The 16887-nt window shown below is 43.8% G+C and carries 14 protein-coding genes; 13 read left to right on the top strand and 1 reads right to left on the bottom strand.

What is annotated here, in order from left to right; translation table 11 throughout:
• The first annotated feature begins 49 nt into the window (after positions 1-49).
• The 8 genes from K5L93_RS02195 (at position 50) to K5L93_RS02155 (ending at position 9483) form a co-directional block, all read left to right on the top strand.
• On the top strand, positions 50-1126 hold the full coding sequence (locus tag K5L93_RS02195) for a GGDEF domain-containing protein (protein ID WP_220718288.1): 1077 nt from the start codon (positions 50-52) through the stop codon (positions 1124-1126).
• A 591-nt stretch (positions 1127-1717) separates the two neighbouring features.
• Positions 1718-2362, top strand: coding sequence for a LysE family translocator (locus K5L93_RS02190; RefSeq protein WP_220718287.1), 645 nt, complete (start codon positions 1718-1720; stop codon positions 2360-2362).
• Between the two features lie 28 nt (positions 2363-2390).
• On the top strand, positions 2391-3557 hold the full coding sequence (locus K5L93_RS02185; protein ID WP_220718286.1) for an MFS transporter: 1167 nt from the start codon (positions 2391-2393) through the stop codon (positions 3555-3557).
• Positions 3558-3652: 95 nt separating this feature from the next.
• Positions 3653-4117: a substrate-binding periplasmic protein gene (locus tag K5L93_RS20270; protein WP_220718285.1), complete on the top strand. Its 465-nt coding sequence runs from the start codon at positions 3653-3655 to the stop codon at positions 4115-4117.
• Positions 4118-4622: 505 nt separating this feature from the next.
• Positions 4623-6053 (top strand): Wzz/FepE/Etk N-terminal domain-containing protein, encoded by a 1431-nt coding sequence (locus K5L93_RS02170; protein ID WP_152782250.1) that lies wholly within the window; start codon positions 4623-4625, stop codon positions 6051-6053.
• 13 nt (positions 6054-6066) lie between these two features.
• The gene (locus K5L93_RS02165) at positions 6067-7149 is read left to right on the top strand and encodes a glycosyltransferase (RefSeq protein WP_220718284.1); all 1083 of its coding nucleotides are present in this window, start codon (positions 6067-6069) and stop codon (positions 7147-7149) included.
• Positions 7150-7159: 10 nt separating this feature from the next.
• Positions 7160-8971 carry a sugar transferase gene (locus K5L93_RS02160; protein WP_220718283.1) on the top strand — a complete coding sequence of 604 codons (1812 nt, stop codon included), beginning with the start codon at positions 7160-7162 and terminating at the stop codon, positions 8969-8971.
• Between the two features lie 191 nt (positions 8972-9162).
• On the top strand, positions 9163-9483 hold the full coding sequence (locus K5L93_RS02155; protein WP_220718282.1) for a hypothetical protein: 321 nt from the start codon (positions 9163-9165) through the stop codon (positions 9481-9483).
• 62 nt (positions 9484-9545) lie between these two features.
• On the opposite strand, the gene K5L93_RS02150 is transcribed toward K5L93_RS02155, so the two are convergent.
• The gene (locus K5L93_RS02150; RefSeq protein ID WP_220718281.1) at positions 9546-10202 is read right to left on the bottom strand and encodes a class I SAM-dependent methyltransferase; all 657 of its coding nucleotides are present in this window, start codon (positions 10200-10202) and stop codon (positions 9546-9548) included.
• Positions 10203-10437: 235 nt separating this feature from the next.
• On the opposite strand from K5L93_RS02150, the gene K5L93_RS02145 reads away from it, so the two are divergent.
• The 5 genes from K5L93_RS02145 to K5L93_RS02125 all read left to right on the top strand — a co-directional run bounded on the left by K5L93_RS02145 (position 10438) and on the right by K5L93_RS02125 (position 16847).
• Positions 10438-10776, top strand: a complete 339-nt coding sequence (locus K5L93_RS02145) for a zinc ribbon domain-containing protein YjdM (RefSeq protein ID WP_220718280.1) — start codon at positions 10438-10440, stop codon at positions 10774-10776.
• 581 nt (positions 10777-11357) lie between these two features.
• Entirely contained in the window at positions 11358-13268 is a 1911-nt protein-coding gene (locus K5L93_RS02140) for a methyl-accepting chemotaxis protein (protein ID WP_220718279.1), read from the top strand.
• 221 nt (positions 13269-13489) lie between these two features.
• Positions 13490-13852: an STAS domain-containing protein gene (locus K5L93_RS02135; RefSeq protein ID WP_220718278.1), complete on the top strand. Its 363-nt coding sequence runs from the start codon at positions 13490-13492 to the stop codon at positions 13850-13852.
• Between the two features lie 21 nt (positions 13853-13873).
• Positions 13874-14698, top strand: coding sequence for an OmpA family protein (locus K5L93_RS02130; RefSeq protein ID WP_220718277.1), 825 nt, complete (start codon positions 13874-13876; stop codon positions 14696-14698).
• Positions 14699-14708: 10 nt separating this feature from the next.
• Positions 14709-16847 (top strand): SLBB domain-containing protein, encoded by a 2139-nt coding sequence (locus K5L93_RS02125; protein ID WP_220718276.1) that lies wholly within the window; start codon positions 14709-14711, stop codon positions 16845-16847.
• Positions 16848-16887: the final 40 nt, after the last annotated feature.

The raw sequence follows: 16887 nt of genomic DNA, 5'->3' as shown, positions 1-16887 counted from the left end.
AAGTTTGTATGTTAGTCTGTACTTTGAAAGGGAAGTCTCAGATAACAATATGCACATTAAAAAACTTATAAACTTAGGCGCCGAAGGGCGCTCTTTTGCTGCCGTTAGCCGCATAAAGCTAACCAATATCATCGCCTTAATAACCACCGTTATATCTGGTTTATACTCACTTAACTATTGGCTATTGCTTGATAATAGCGGTGTTGCTTCAATTAATCTTGGCTTTACGGTGGCTTACTTTGCCACCTTAGCATTTATGCACCGGGGCCATGTATCTGGAGCTAAAACCTGGTTTTTCTCGGTGTTAATGGTGCATTTATTGGTTTGTACCAATGTGTATGTGACCAATCAAAGTGGTTTTCACTTGTACTATTTTTTGGTGCCTACTGGCGCATTTTTGCTGTTTGAGCTTCATCAGCGACGAGAGATGCTGGCATTAAGCGCTGCCTCAGTAGGTTTGTTCCTTTATTGCGAAAACACCCTTAATTTAAATCCGCTCATAGAGCTAGATGCTGCCACCAATCACTTGCTTTATCAGTCGGTGGTGTTGGTGAATATGATTGAAGTGGTTTTTGTGCTGACCATTTTTGCGCGACAAATTGAAGCCAATGAAAAACAACTTACCTTACAAGCGTCGACGGATTCGCTAACCGGTTTGGCCAATCGCCATTGCTTTTTCGCTGAAGGTAAGGAAATGCTCAAGCATGCGAACAAGTTGTACCAAACAATGAGCTTGGTCTTGCTCGATTTTGATTACTTTAAAAGCATTAACGATCGTTATGGTCATGTGGTTGGTGATTTGTGTTTAGTTGAAATAAGCAAAGAAATTAATGCGATTTGTCGCGAGCAAGATTTGTTTGCCCGTATTGGTGGCGAGGAGTTTGTTATCGCCATGCCTAAAACCAACTTAGAGCAAGCGCAACAAGTAGCTGAGCGAATGCGCGAGCGGGTGTCTAAACACATTATTCCTATCGTGGGTGAATCCAATTTCACTTGCACCGCTAGCTTTGGAGTGGCAAGTAGCAGCGATGTGAAGTCATTAAAGACCTTGCTGCAACAAGCAGACAAAGCCTTGTATATGGCTAAGGAACAGGGGCGAAACTGCGTTCAGTTGTATACGGCTTAGTAGGAGTTTAATGCTCACAGTTTTTCTCATCGTCAAACCATTGCGCTAGTCGTTTTTGTTGTGGCTGTTTTTCCTTTAGGGATCTGTGTGTTAGTCGTTTAATCTTAAAGCTTAACCTGCTACAAACCAAAGTGGCGTTAGAATCTACCTTGAGGCTAACAAGCCAGCAGTTCAAGATAGGATTTGTCGAAAACCCAGAGACTTACGCTGATATCAACATCGGTTTAGGTGGAGAATTAACGCAAAACAATGGCCTTGTCTCGAATAGTTAGAACAAGCAGAAGCACAATCCACCGCTATCTTTGCATGTTGTAATGAACGCAAGCACTAGCTCAAAGGTTGTAAAATCGTCGCCTTATTGCTTCTAAAGCTTTAGTAAAAGTGCTTTATGCCAGCGCAAAGAGTGTTTTAAAACGCTGGCGTTAAAATATCTTTAGGGCTTAAAAATCACAGTGAGGTGAGCTAGGAAAACAGCTATTGTTTACTTATTTAAGTGCAAAATAGCCATTTCCTCTTAGGTTAAAAGGTTAAGCCCATGCTAGTCTTGAGGGTCTATCTTGAGCGGTGAAAAACACTAATGGAGTAGGTGCAATGTTGGGCATTAATGAGTTTTGGCTATTTGTGATTTCGGGTATTTTGCTCAATTTGATCCCAGGACCAGACTCTTTATATGTAATGGCGCGCAGTGCTAGCCAAGGTTTTAAAGCTGGCTCGGTGGCCGCGTTAGGCATTGGAGCGGGTACCTTTGTACATATAGCTGCGGCGGCGTTTGGTCTTTCTGCTATTTTGGCAAGTTCGGCTGCGGCTTTTACCGTGATAAAAGTTATTGGCTGTATTTATTTGTTGTATATGGGCTTTTCGATGGCCCTTACAAAAACTACCCCCGATGCTAGCTTGCACTTAAGCAACAATAAGGGCGCTGGAGCCCGCTATTCCAAAATATTTAGCCAGGGCTTTCTTACTAATAGCTTAAACCCTAAAGTGGCGTTGTTTTTCTTAGCATTTGTTCCCCAGTTTATCGACGCAGCCGAGCCAAACAAAGCTTTGGCATTTGTGGTGTTAGGTTTGGTGTTTAATCTTAACGCTATGATTTGGGGCCATATTTTAGCTTGGTTAAGTGCTTCTATTTCTCATCGCGTACAGGCAAGTGACAAAATTAAGTGTTGGTTAAATCGTGGTTTAGGCGGCTTATTTGCTGCCTTTGGTATTCGCCTAGCTTTTTCTGAACTGAGCTAAAGCTCGGTTACTTTCATCAAGGATTATGATGCAGCGTTCTAAGAAACAACTTCTGTTAATGATGGCATTTTTAATGCCCTTTAGTTTTTCTATATGGATGGTTTTACTCAACAATTTTGCCATTGAAGTCGCGCAATTTACCGGTCGCGAAATTGGTATATTGCAAAGCTTGCGCGAGATCCCTGGCTTTTTAGCCTTTACTGCAATTTTTGTACTGTTAGCGCTCAAAGAGCAAACCTTTGCCTTGTTAAGTTTATTGGTATTAGCCATTGGTATTACTCTTACCGGATTTTTTCCCAGTATTTACGGGTTGTACTTTACTACGGTACTTATGTCGGTGGGTTTTCATTACTTTGAAACAGTTAACCAGTCACTCACCTTACAGTGGATCCCAAAAGATGAAACGCCAGCCTTTATGGGTAAAGCCCTAGCGGTGAAAGGCGCTGCAGCGGTGTTAGCCTATAGCTCTTTATGGGCGCTACTTGAGTACACCGAGTTTGAATATGTATCGCTTTACGCCATGTTTGGTGGAGCAACCATAATAGCGGTGTTGTTTATTGCCTTAAGGTTTCCACATTACACCGCAGAACACGAACAACACAAACGGCTAATACTGCGCCAGCGTTATTGGCTATTTTACACCTTGGTATTTTTAAGTGGTGCGCGTAGGCAAATCTTCGTGGTGTTTGCCGGTTTTTTAATGGTAGAGAAGTTCGACTATTCAGTGTCAGACATCGCCTTACTTTATCTTGCTAACCAAGTGCTAAACATTCTGTTTGCCGGGAAAATTGGCCAGTTGATTGGGCGTATCGGTGAACGTAGAGCGTTAATTATTGAGTACTCAGGGCTAATTTTTGTATTTGCTGGATATGCCATGGTGGACACCGCAGAGTGGGCTGCAGGTTTATATATTATCGATCATCTGTTTTTTGCGATGGCGATAGCGATAAAAAGTTACTTCCAAAAAATTGCCGATCCTGCCGACATCGCCAGCTCGGCGGGGGTTAGCTTTACCATTAACCATATTGCCGCGGTGGTATTGCCCGCGCTGTTGGGATTCGTTTGGCTGTATTCTTCATCCTTAGTATTTTGGATCGGGGCGGGCATTGCAGTGGCTTCATTGGCCTTTTCGTTTTTGGTGCCACGACATCCCGATCAACATCTAGAAACCACTTGGGCAGTTAACGCACGTTAGTTCACACCATAATGGCGATACGCTGGTAAAATAACCGATATGTCTTAAGTTCTTTATATCAGAACGACATTTGTTGATGGCTAAAGGCGCATTAAATGCTTAAAGTTCTACTCTTAGTATTTTCAATTTTACTCATACAATCTGGCAAGGTTTATGCTGAAAAAATTGTTCTTGCAGCTGCTGCTGGCAGTATCCCTACCTCATATATAGAAAATGGTGAGCAAACCGGTATTTTAGTTGATGTTATAAACCAAGTATTTATCAGAGCAGGCTACACCGTTGAAATCAAGCTAATGCCATGGGCAAGGTGCTTAAGGTCGGTTGAAGAAGGAACTGTAGATGGAATATTTTCAGTATATATGACAGCTGAACGGCAAACATTTTTGAGTTACACCAGTGAGGCTCTTATTACTCAAGTACAAGCTTTTTTTGTTCCCATTGATTCGGCCATTGTCTTTGATGGTGACTTTCAACAATTGGCAGATAAATCAATTGGTATTATTAATGTTACCAGTTATGGCCCAAAGGTTGATGCAGCTCTAGAACAGGGCTTATTCTAGGCAGTTGATGAAGCTCAAAACTCTAAAAGTAATGTTAGAAAACTACTGGCTGGCCGCGTGGATTTGATACCTTCCTATCGGCATGTAGTCTTTAGTACTGCAAAAACATTAGGGGCCGCACATCAAATAAAGCAGTTATCACCTCCGATAGAAGCTATTCCTAGTTACTTGGCGTTCACAAATAAACGTGACTTCTCCATAGTTATAAGTGAATATGACAAAGCTCTTTCAGAAATGAAAAGCGACGGCACCTACGATAGGATTTTTGATAAATACCTTCAATAATCCATGTCGCCAGTATTTTTAAAGCCGTGTTTGAACAATTGTGCTTGAACCTTATGTAAACCCTCAATCTTTCAATGGCGATTGTTATGATTACTAGCCTTGCAAAATGCAATTGGGCCTAAGTATTTGCTTTTTAATGCCACTAAATATCTGATTTATAATCTAAAATAATCTTGGTATGAAATTCGCTATTCAACACTTGAATCAAGTGGAGAATGTAATGGGCGAATTATTACCAAGAGTTTATTTAATCGTTGATGCGCTATGGCGCAGACGTTATTTAATTGTCTTGCCAATACTTCTGATGCCAGTGGCGGGAGCACTCGTATCAATGTTTACCGACAAACAGTATGCCTCGCATACCAGTATGTTGGTGCAAGAAACCGCCAGCTTAAACCCATTTCTAGAAGACTTAGCCGTATCGGCCAACGTGGAAGGGCGCATGGAAGCTCTAACCACGCTACTGCACAGCCGCCACGTTTTAAGCGAAGTGGCAATTGAACAAGGTTTGATGTTTGAAACCGACAGCGCCAGTAAAAAAGAACAAGTAATTAATCGATTATCGGCTTCGTTAAGTGTTCGTCAGGTTGGTAAAGATCTCATTCGCATCGACTATAAATCGCCTAATCCTCAGGGCATGAGCCAGTTATTAGAAACCGTTTCTAAGCACTTTGTAGAGCAATTGCTAGCGCCGGAGCGTTCATCAATTAAAGAGTCTGAGCGCTTTTTGCGAGAGCACTTAAGCCTAAGCAGTATGGAGTTAGAAGAAGCCGAAGAAGCACTGGCAATTTACCGCACCCAACATGCCGATGCATTACCAGAGCAGCATTCGGCAAACATTGAGCGTTTATCTCAAGTTCGCCAACGCCTTATTGAACGAGAAGCGGAGCTAGCGGGAGCTAAGCAAAGTTTAGGTAGCATCGACCAACAACTGTCGCGCACCAACCCAGTATTAACCCGTTTAGAAGAACAAATAGTGCTTAACCGCGCCGAGTTGGCCACCTTGATGTCACGCTACACCGAAGGTCACTCAAAAGTTCTCGCGGTTAAACGGGTATTGCGCCATTTAGAAGAAGAACGAGCTCAAGTATTAGCGCAGCCCGAATCGGCAGTAAGTAACCACGACAGTTCGGCTTTATTGCAGCAGCAAATTTCTATTACCGAATCTAATGGCGAAATGCTGATTGTGCAGGTTGAAGCCTTAATGATTGCCCGCCAACGAGTCGATGCACTGGCCGAAGAAGTCTCGCAATTACGCAGTTTGGCGTCTTCTTTACAGCGCCAAGTGGGATCGGTGGGTGAGCAAGAGAAGCAGTTACGCATTCTAAATCGTAACCTGCGGGTTAAGCGTAGCCTTTATGAAAATTTACTCACTCGCTATGAGATGGCGCAAGTAACCGGTGCGCTTGGCGTATTTGAACAGTCTGATCGGATCAAAATAATCGACCGCCCTTACACACCCAGTGGCCCTTCAACCTTGCCTTTATGGATGTTTGTTGTTGCTGGTTTGGTGGGAGGCATAGCCCTAGGAATTAGCTTAGCGGTGATTGCCGAGCTTACAGACTCAAGCTTACGCACCATTAAAGAAATTGAAGATATCGCAGGCGTATCGGTATTAAGCCGCATTCCGCCGCTTAAAGAATCGCATTAAAGAGGATGACCCAATGAGTATTTGGATCCAAGTAGTACAACACTTACAACCTGGCGGCATCGAAACTATGGCGCTTGACCTGCAACGTATGGAAGAAGCGCATGAGCAAGGCATTATCATTTCTTTAGAAGGTACTAAAGAAGAAGCCTTAGCCGCATGGCCTCGTTTGATTCCTTTTGCCGACCGCCTCATGTTTTTGAATAAGCCTGCCGGTTTTAGTTGGAAAACCCTGTGGAAACTTACCAACTTGTTTCGCCGTTGGGCGGTGCCAGTGGTGCATACTCATCACATTGGGCCGCTCATCTATGGCGGCATTGCTGCCCGTTTAGCCAGAGTTAAGGTGGTTATTCATACCGAGCACGACGCCTGGCATTTGCGCCAGCAGCGCCGTCGCATTTTGCAAGGTGCAATTCTTAAATGGGTTAAACCTATGCTAGTGGCCGATGCCAATTTGGTAGCTGGTGAACTAAAAACTGCCTTAGGTGTAACTGATGAAAACGTACAAGTGATTAAAAACGGTATCGACACCCACAGTTTTACCCCCGGCAATAAACTCATCGCTCGCGAGGCCTTAGGTTTACCTAATAACTGCCAAATAATTGGATGTGCAGGGCGTTTAGAAGTAGAGAAAGGCCAAGCCGTATTAATTGAGGCGCTGCCATTTTTACCTGCCGATGTGCATTTGGCCTTTGCCGGAGACGGCAGCCAACGCCAAGGTTTAGAGCAATTAGTAGAGAGTTTGCACCTTAGCCATCGGGTACATTTTTTAGGCGCACTAGATTGCATGCCACGCTTTTACCAAAGTTTAGATTTGTTTTGTTTACCGTCTTACTTTGAAGGTTTGTCGCTGGTTATTTTAGAAGCGCAAGCCTGTGAAGTACCAGCAGTAGTGACTAATGTAGGTGCCTCTACCGAAGCCTTGTGCCCACGCACTGGCACTGTGGTAGAGCCTGGTTCTGCGTTTGCAATGGCGCAAGCTCTAGAGAAAAGGCTCGAAAAACCAAGTAGCGGAAATCCACGCCAATTTGTTAAGCAGTCGGGCGATTTGCGCACTACCGCACGTAATTACGCGGCCTTACGCCACCGTTTCTTATAAGGGGATAATCATGAACGCATTAATTTATGTAACCTTAATCGCAATGTTCTTGGTGGTTTATCATCACGCTTTATATCCTTTGTTGTTAAAGCTTTTGAGCAAAGACAAACCGCAAAATGCCGAGGATGAAATTCAAAGCGTTGCGCGCAAATATCACCAACGCGAGCAAGACCAGCAATTGCCCAGCATAGAGTTACTTATACCTGCTTATAACGAGCAAGATTACATTGCGGCAAAGCTGATTAACCTCGCTACTTTAGATTACCCTGAAGACCGCTTAAGTATTAAAGTGATATGCGATGGCTGCAGCGACGATACCGCCAGCGTGGCAAGAGCGTGTTTAGAAGACTTAACGTTTTGCAGCTTTTCCATAGAGATATGCGAACAGCTGCAAAACCAAGGCAAAGTGGCAGTGCTTAACCAACACATCTCGCAAAGCAAGGCCGATATTGTGGCGTTGTCTGACGTATCAGCGCTTATTTCGGTAGACGCAATGTTAATTGCAGCTCAGCATTTTGGCCAACCACAAGTTGGCGTAGTGTGTGGTTACTATCATCTACTAAGCCCTGGTTCGGTGGGAGAGCAGGCTTATTGGAATTACCAACGCGAAGTAAAACGTTGTGAGGCAAACATGGGTGCACCATTGGGCGCACATGGCGCATTTTATTTGATTAAAAAGTCTCTATTTAGAGTAATGCCAGACGACACCATTAACGATGACTTTGTTATCCCCATGGACATAGTCGCCCAAGGCTACAAGGCTGTTTACGAACCCAACATTCGCGCATTAGAGCTCGAACACGCCGCCGACAGCCAAGACCGTAGCCGCAGAAAGCGCATTGGCGCGGGCAACTTACAGCAACTCATTCGTCTTCGTCATATGTTGCTACCGCGTTTCAAGGGTGTGGCCTTTACTTTCTTCTCTGGCAAAGCCCTACGAGTAACCATCCCTGTATTTATGCTCACCAGCTTTTTTGGGGCCATGGTGTTAGCTGCGCAATCTACAATATTTGCGGTGTTATTTGCTTTGCAGGTTTTGGCTTACAGCTTAGCGATGTTGCCGCGCTTTATGCCTAATGCAAAACTACCAAACGCAATAGGCAGCCTAAATTATTTAGTAGAAGGGCACTTTTCTAGCATGATGGGCTGTGTAGATTACCTTCTTAAAAAGCTACAGCGTCGCTACTTAAGTGGCTTTGTAAGCCCCTTAGTTGCCGTGGGTAAAAGACTATTTGATGTGCTGGGGGCAACGATATTGCTGCTGGTATTTAGTCCCTTATTTCCTTTGGTGGCACTAGCCATAAAGCTGGATAGTAAAGGGCCGGTTTTCTACCAGCAAACTCGAGTAGGCTTAATGTCTGACAATGTAGTGCAGCTGTTCGACATTTTTAAGTTTAGAAGTATGCGGGTCGATGCCGAATCTGGCATTGGTGCTGTTTGGGCGGCAAAGCAAGACAAACGCATTACTCGAGTGGGGCGGTTTTTACGTAAAACCCGAATTGATGAATTACCCCAACTCATCAATGTACTTAAAGGCGAAATGTCTTTGGTTGGGCCACGACCAGAGCGCCCAGTTTTCTATCAAACGCTAGAAAACTCCATCCCTTTTTATAGTGAACGCACAGTGGGCGTAAAACCCGGCATTACCGGTTTAGCGCAGGTAAGCTTGGCCTACGATTGTTCAATCGAAGATGTAAAACAAAAGCTCGTTTATGATCATTGCTACGCATTAAGCCTTAGTCAATGCAGTTCTTGGCTCTACCAAGACACAAGCGTACTGCTTAAAACGGTGTGGGTAGTATTAGCGGGAAAAGGGCAATAAAAAGTAAGTTGTATTAATCATGCCGATCTTTTATCTGGTTTATTGTCATTAACCATTGTGGTTATAAGGCAAGTGAACAGTGAGTAATTATTTATTATCCCGAGCTAAGGTTATACTAGGCTTTAGTGTTTTTGGTGGTCTAATCTGGGGTTAACCACTTAACGTGGTGTTCACATTAATGGAGAGTTTCGATGAATTCAGTACCAGAAAGTGATTGGAAACTTTTTAGAAAACTACAACCAGAGCTTGTGGATAAGGTCTGTGAGGCCGTATTTTTAAAAGTTGATGCATTGTCAAAATCAAGAGCAGGTTCACAGCATCACGCGTATTTGAAACTGTTCAGTTTGATACAAGATGAAGATTTACTAATTGCCAAAATGTTTAATGATCCAAAACGAAGTAATGTAATGTTTAAAATTATAGAACTCAGACGGAATGATATTTTAAGTGATGAGCAATTTGCTCAGTTTAGCAAAGATACCCAAAATAGGGTGACGACAACCCTTCGTTGAGGGAGCGAACAACTGTCAGCAAATCACACTGCAGTCGCTCGTAAACAACACCACGTGTTTGTTTATTGCGCTCGTTTAAAAGTTAAAATATACCCTTTAAACACTTCATCAATGTAGTCGGTATGAACGGGTTTGGCATGGCTTGACGTGAATCCAAATTCGACCATTTTTGTACTTAGTTTGCTTTTTCTACCACGCCCCGGATCTACGATTATCACTTCGCTAGAAGGTTTTGAGTGGTCGTTGATGAAGTTGGCAAGTAGCTCTATGTGTTCGTTTTCGTAGAGTAGGTCGCTACCAATTATCACATCGAACAGCCCAAGGGTGTCGTTTTCATCTGCCCAACTAACTCTTTCATAGTTAATGCTTTTGTCGCCATTCAGCTTGGTGTTTCTATTGAGAAAGGTTTCAACTTCGGGGTGGTAATCGGTAGCGGTTATATCAGCAAGTTGTTTGTTTAACAATAAACTGCTGAGCCCGATACCGCAGCCTACTTCTAATATTCTCTTGGTGCCTGTGTCATAGTCGGCCATGTAGTGGGCGAGCACAAAGCTGGATGGCCAAACTACACCAAATATTGGCCAAGAGGCTGAGCTTATGCCGAGTTTCTCGGCTATGCCTGCGGGGTCATGAAATTCTTGATTGTTGCGTAAGGTGCACAGGTGTATATCGGTTTTTCCAAACTCAACCGTTTGGTAGGATAGGCGTAATTTTGTCATTAGGCTGTCTCAACAAATAAATGAGCGCTAAGCCAGGTATCGGTGATAAATGACAAAACGAGATGTTTTCTCTAGGGTATAGCAGTTTGCCTAAATGGCAATGTATTTAGCAAAGTCATCAGTATTTTGGTGTTGCTGAACAATAAAGTGCCAGAAAAGTTGCTAGCACTTGCTCGATCTTGGCGCGCGCCATAAGTATTATGCCCAGTAAGTTAAATATAAAAAGTTGTAAGAGATGTTATTTCCTCCGTGCCCCAATTGCCAATCTGATTATGTTTATCAAGATCAAACTCAGCTGGTTTGCCCTGAATGTGCCTTTGAATGGAACCCCGATGAGGTTGCAGAAGCAGAGAAGGTGGTTGTTAAAGATGCCAATGGCACTTTGTTGGCCGAAGGGGATAAAGTTACTTTGGCTAAAGATCTTAAAGTAAAAGGCAGTTCTTTGGTGCTAAAAATTGGCACTAAAGCGGTGATTAAACGCATAGCCAATGGTAATGATCACCAGTTAGATTGCAAAGTAGATGGCGCTGGCGACATGATGGTAACCGCTCAGTTTGTGAAAAAATCTTCATAGCTATAGCTAGGGTCTGTTGATCTTTGCTGATGGTTTTTGCAGCAATTTATTAGCCATTTAGGCAAGGCAGTGAGTGAGCAGTTAAGTGGGCTTAATAATCACTCGCTAACGCTGAATAAATGGCTAAGAAATGTTGCCCGAAGGGGTCGGATAAGCGAACTTTACTCTTTGTTAAGCGCTTCTTACTTAGCCCACTAGGCTTCTAAGTGCTCGCGGCGATTAAAGCCCGCTTATCTCGAACAAAATTTCAACACCAAAGAGCAACAGACCTTAATAGTGCGCTTAGATAAAGGCGCTGTAGGCTATTGGAACAATTTTTACGCTTACTTTATCGGCTGGGCGTTCCTTTCCTAATTTTTCGTGTTTGTGTGCCTTTTGGCCCTCAACTAGTTAGTGCTACTTAAGCAGTGTTTTGCGCTTATATTATTCAGTTAACTTAGTGCAATTGAGTGGCATGCGCGTGTGTTTTTGAAGCCGTTTGTTAGTCGCTAAACAAAGTTTAATTTTGTTGAAGTACCTAACATTAATCTTTACTTATTTGTAATACATTAAGTTATAAAATATTACAAAAGGTGAAAAGGATGAATCGCTTTGGCTTTAAATCAAGCTTGTTGTCGGCAATGGCATCTATGCTTGTTTTATCTCTACTTGTAACAAGTTACCTCTCTTATACGCTAATCAAAGATCAAATAACCGATAGTTTACTTCGTAATATTCATCATACGATTGATCAAAAGACTCAAGATATTGAAACCTCTTTTCAGCGTACAAGCGACGCAGTAACTCAGTTGGCAAAGCTCTACCAAGAAAAGGACATTGGCGATAACCATGTAGCCATGACCGAATACACCGCCCGTTTAGGTGGGGTGTATAAAGTGATTATTGGTTTTGATGATGGATCGTCGTTTGTTTCTAGGGCTTCTGAGTCGTTTCCTAATGGTGTTGGTCGCTTAGACAAATACGACCCACGTAAACGCCCTTGGTATCAAGCCGCTAAACGTAATAGTGGCTTGTCGTTAAGCGATGTGTTTTTTACTCGTAGTGATGGTGTGCCAATGATGGGGGTAATGCATCCGATTAAAGATGGCATCATTATGGCCGATTTACGTTTTGATCACTTACAAGAACAGTTGAGCTCGTTAGGCGAAATAGCTGGGGCAACGGGTTTAGTGTTAGATAAAAGTGGCTTAGTGTTGGCCTCAACTAACGAGCAAGTAAAGCAGAAAGACAACATTGCCGATGTTGAAGTGTTTGCCGGCGTTTACCAAAGTCTTATAGGCAAAGAGCAAGCAATACAAACCGCTGACGTTAATGGACAAACTACCTTGTTTGTTAGCCAGCAAGTGAAGCTGCTGGGTGATGATGAATGGTACGTAATGATTACAGTCGACGAGGCAACGGCTTTTGCGCCACTTAAAGCCACAAGCTACAAAATGGCCAGCATTATTGCAGCCGCAACACTGGTGTCGGTGATAATTTTACTGTTTGTGTTAAACCAGCTCTATCAACCGATTATTAAGTTGCGCAACTTAGTAACCGAGCTCGGCCAAGGTAGTGGCGATTTAACTCAGCGTTTAGAAGTTAAAACTGATGATGACATTGGCATTATTGCCAAGGGTATCAACGGCTTTATTGCTCAACTGCAAACCATGTTGTTAGAAATAAACGCTGCCCGTTCTAAGCTATCTTCTGGCATAGATACCTTAGATCTGCACAGCAAAAGTAGCAGTGACATTTTGCAACAGCATACCAACGAGACTACGCAAATTGTTGCTGCCATTGAAGAGTTGTCGAATACCGCAGAGTTAGTGGCTGGCAATACCTCAGCCGCGGCTAAATACACCACCGAGGCAAACCAAAGTGGCGAAGACTCGGTAAAAACTATTAAATCTACCCAACAAAAAATTGAAGCCTTAGCCAGTGAAATTCATGAAACCTCTAGCAATGTAGAGAACATGAATAACGAAACTTCGAGTATTCAAAACATTGTCGAGGTGATTGGTAGCATTGCTGAGCAAACCAACTTGCTTGCACTAAATGCTTCTATTGAAGCGGCAAGGGCAGGTGATCAAGGTCGCGGCTTTGCGGTAGTGGCCGATGAGGTGAGAGCCTTAGCAAGCCGTACTCAAAGTAGCACCAGCGAAATAGAGCAGGCCTTAGCCAAACTTAAGCAAGAAGCCAGCTTGGTGGTATCGTCGATAGGCAGCACCGAACATACTTGTTCAGATACCGTAGAAGAGGCGGATAAAACCTCAACCAGCTTGCAAAAATTGGGTGATTTTATTCATCAAATTAATGAGCTAAATAGCCAGGTTTCTACCTCTGCCAGCGAGCAGAACATTGTGATTCAAGAAATAAACCGGAGCATGCATCAAATTCACGACATGGTTGAAAAGCTAAATAGTGAAGGGCAAAGCCAGCGTAGTGAAACTCAGAACATTGCAGCAATTAACCATGAGTTAGGCACTATGATTAGCCAATTTAAACTCTAGCTTGTTTATGCCATTAAACGCCCAAGCCAAGTGCTTGGGCGTTTAACTATTAGGCTGGCAGTTACCTGCAAATTGCAATTTGCGAAATCAGAATATTTGTTAATTTTAAAACCCGCCCTACCACTCATTTTTATATCTATCTTTTTGTATTTATTGAGTATTTTTAGTTTGGCATAAAACTCGCTTTATCAGTCTTGAAATTAAGAATTGTGGAGCGAATTATGAAAATGCAACTAACTACTTCAAACCAAGGAAACCTTACCGCTTCTATTGTTGGCGCATTTGATGCCGAGTCTTGCGCCGAGCATAAAGCAGCCTTCGAAGGTATTTGCGCCGACGCAGCTAGCAAATTGGTAATTGTGAATATGAGCCAAGTAGAATTTTTAGATGCCTCTGGCATTGGCGCCTTGGTATTTATGTTTAAACGCATTAATGCGGCAGGCGGTCAACTGGTGTTACTTGGTGCTCAACAACAGCCTCGAGATTTGCTGGTTATGCTTCGTGTAGATCACATCATTACCATGATTGACACCTTAGCTAGCCAAGCGGATAGCGCTGAAACTTTACCTTCAATCGCCGCTTAAGCTGAGCCCCAGGAGCCTATTATGCGTAGCATTATCATCCCCGTATTGTTAACCATGACCACAGCTTGTACCGCCTGGCCAGAACAAGGACGCGGTGGTTTTGCCGAGCATCAACACGCTATATTGGCTTGGATGGACGGTGACACTGGTACCACCGATCTTCGCGAGCTCGGCCCAGAACATGGCCTGCAATTTGAGGCGGTATTAGTAAAACACCAGTTAGATTTATTGGTGCTTGAAGGGGCAGAGCTATGTTTCCCTGCATCGGTTACACAAGCACGTATGCAGCAGCAGCGCATTTTGCGCGAACTAGAAGGCGGGCTAACTTTCGATGCCGCTAATGACCTTGAAATTCAACAGCACTTTTTAAATATGTTGGAAAAACGTTTGGACCGCGTAACCGAGAGTGGCGCTTGCCAAACCGACCGTTTAGGACATATTCAGTCTTCCCAATTAATGGTAAGCATTAGCGATGCATTAAACAGCAATAATCAATTTGCTTTTGACTCTAGCGAGCTTACGCCTGCTTACCAAGACCAGCTTCGTAATCTAACGCCAATTATCGCAGCCAGTAAGGTGTCGCTAATTATCACTGGGCATAGTGATAGCAAGGGCGATGACAATTACAAGCAGCGTTTATCTTTAGCCCGCGCACAGGCCGTAGCCGAGTTTATGACCGAACTAGGCATGAACCAGCAGCTAATCGAAGTGGCTGCCGTAGCAGACTCACAACCCTATTTAGAAGGTAACAGCGATGCTGTTCGCCATTCTAACCGCCGCGTTACTATCAGTGTTATTGATGCTGACAGCAACATCCTCGCTCAGCACGCTTTGCGTGTTAAATAAGGAGCTTGTCATGAAATTCTTTAAATTGTGTAAGTACATAGTGGCAGCATGGATGTTGTTTGGTTTGGTTATGAGTTTTGTGTTTAGTGCCCAAGCGCAAACCACTAAGCCGCAAGTGCAAGCGGGAGATGTAGTAAGAATAATTCTCCCCGGCGAAGCCTCGCTTGATAAGAATTTTGAAGTAGGGCGCAATGGCCGTTTAATTTTGCCAGAAGTTGGCCCAATTATGGTGTCGGGCTTTACCGAAGCGCAAATGCAAGAAAAGATTAAGCGCGAATTGTCGAAAGCTTACCGTGATCTTGCTGGCCTAAAAGTATTGTTAGAAGAGCGCCGTATTCGCATTAGTGTGCTGGGCTTTGTTGGCCAACCTGGTGAAGTAGTGTTGGCACAAGGTGCTGGTGTGCAGATGGCGATTCAAGCCGCAGGTGGCTTACGTTCTGGTGCGCAATTAGACCGCATGCAACTGCGCCGCGAAAGCTTAGATGAAACACAAGTATTTAACTATAAACACTACTTAGATTCTGGCAATTTAAGTGTACTGCCAGAGCTAGAATCTTTAGATGTACTGTTTGTTCCTGCCTCACCTAAAATTGGCAATGTAGCAGTAGATTTTGACCCAAAAGCCTTAAACGATAAAGGCGACGCCGCTGAAGATCGCACTGCAGTAAAAGTATTTGGTGAAGTATATAACCCAGGTAGCTTTTCCTTTAAAGAGTCAGCCTCGTTAGTTGATATGCTAATGCGAGCAGGTGGTGTGACTCGCTACGCCAGTGTTGAACAGATCCGCGTTATCATCAACGGTGACCCGCAACTATTTAATTTAAAACGCTATTTAGATACCGGCGATAGCCAGATGATGCCCCGTTTAAGCGCTGGCACCACTATTTTTGTACCTAAGCAAGAAGAAGAGATTAAAGCGGGCGCAAACACCGTGTATGTAATGGGTGAAGTATTTAAGCCCGGTGCTTACGAAGGTAATAAATCTGCTGGCTTTTTAGATGTGCTAGCTAACTCTGGTGGCCCAACCCGTTTTGCTGAAACTCGCCAAATTCGTGTGATTCGTAGTAATGGTTCGGTAGAGCGTTTTGACTTGCAATCGTTTACCGAAGGACGAATTTCTCAGTTACCCGAAATAGCCGCTGGCGATGCGATTTTTATCCCAGAGAAAACCGATTTAAATGAAAAGTCGTGGACTAAAGTATCGCCTAATCGCGCAGTGAAGGTGATGGGTGAAGTTAATCGTCCTGGTCGTTTTGAATGGGCCAACGAGATGAACCTTATGGATTTGTTGGCACATGCAGGTGGCCCGAAACCGAATGCCGATATGGCTAAAATTACCGTATTGTTTAGCGATTCAAATGGCAATACTCGTTCGGTTAACTTTGACCTTAACGCCTACCTAAACGGTGAAATTAGCAATAACAGCATGCCACGCATAGTAGCGGGAACTACTATTATGGTGCCGCAATTGCCAGATGACCCAAGCGACAACAAATCGCAGTGGGTGCGTCAGCGCTCTGAAGATTCTATCTACGTATTTGGTCAAGTCGTTGCACCTGGTCGCTACCGTTTTGACCCTAGCATGCACTTCCTAGACATTTTGGCTGCGGCCGATGGCCCAGCGGAGCAAGCCGACATTAGCAATGTGCGAATTAGTCATCGCAATGGCAAACACTCTCGCGTGTCTAAATTAGATTTAGCGATGTACTTTGAAACCGGTGATGAGTCCTTACTGCCAAACGTGGTACCTGGTGATTCTATCTACATTCCTGAAAAAGACCGTAACTGGTTGTCGGAGAAAAAAGAGCGCACCGTGCGTGTACTTGGCTCGGTGAACAAACCTGGTCGTTACCGCTTTAACGATGACATGACGCTATTAGACTTGTTAGCCGAAGCCGGTGGGGTTGATAGCGATGGCTTCCCCGAGAAAATCACCGTGGTAAACCTGTCTTGCTGTAAAGACCAAGCGCGTACCTTCAACTTACTTGAGTTCTCTAAAACCGGTGATTTTGGCATGTTGCCTGTGATTCGTGCTGGCGACACCGTGTACATTCCATCACGTGAAGAAAGCGGCTGGCATAAGGCTCGTCAAGGCATGGAAGATGTGTTCCGCATTGTCACTATTAGCGCGCTGTTAGGTTTTCTATAAGCCTTTGCATCACTGAATTAGCCGATTACTGGAGTTTTAT

The organism is Agarivorans litoreus (assembly GCF_019649015.1).
Lineage (GTDB): Bacteria > Pseudomonadota > Gammaproteobacteria > Enterobacterales > Celerinatantimonadaceae > Agarivorans > Agarivorans litoreus.
This window is presented reverse-complemented; position numbering and strand designations above follow the sequence as displayed.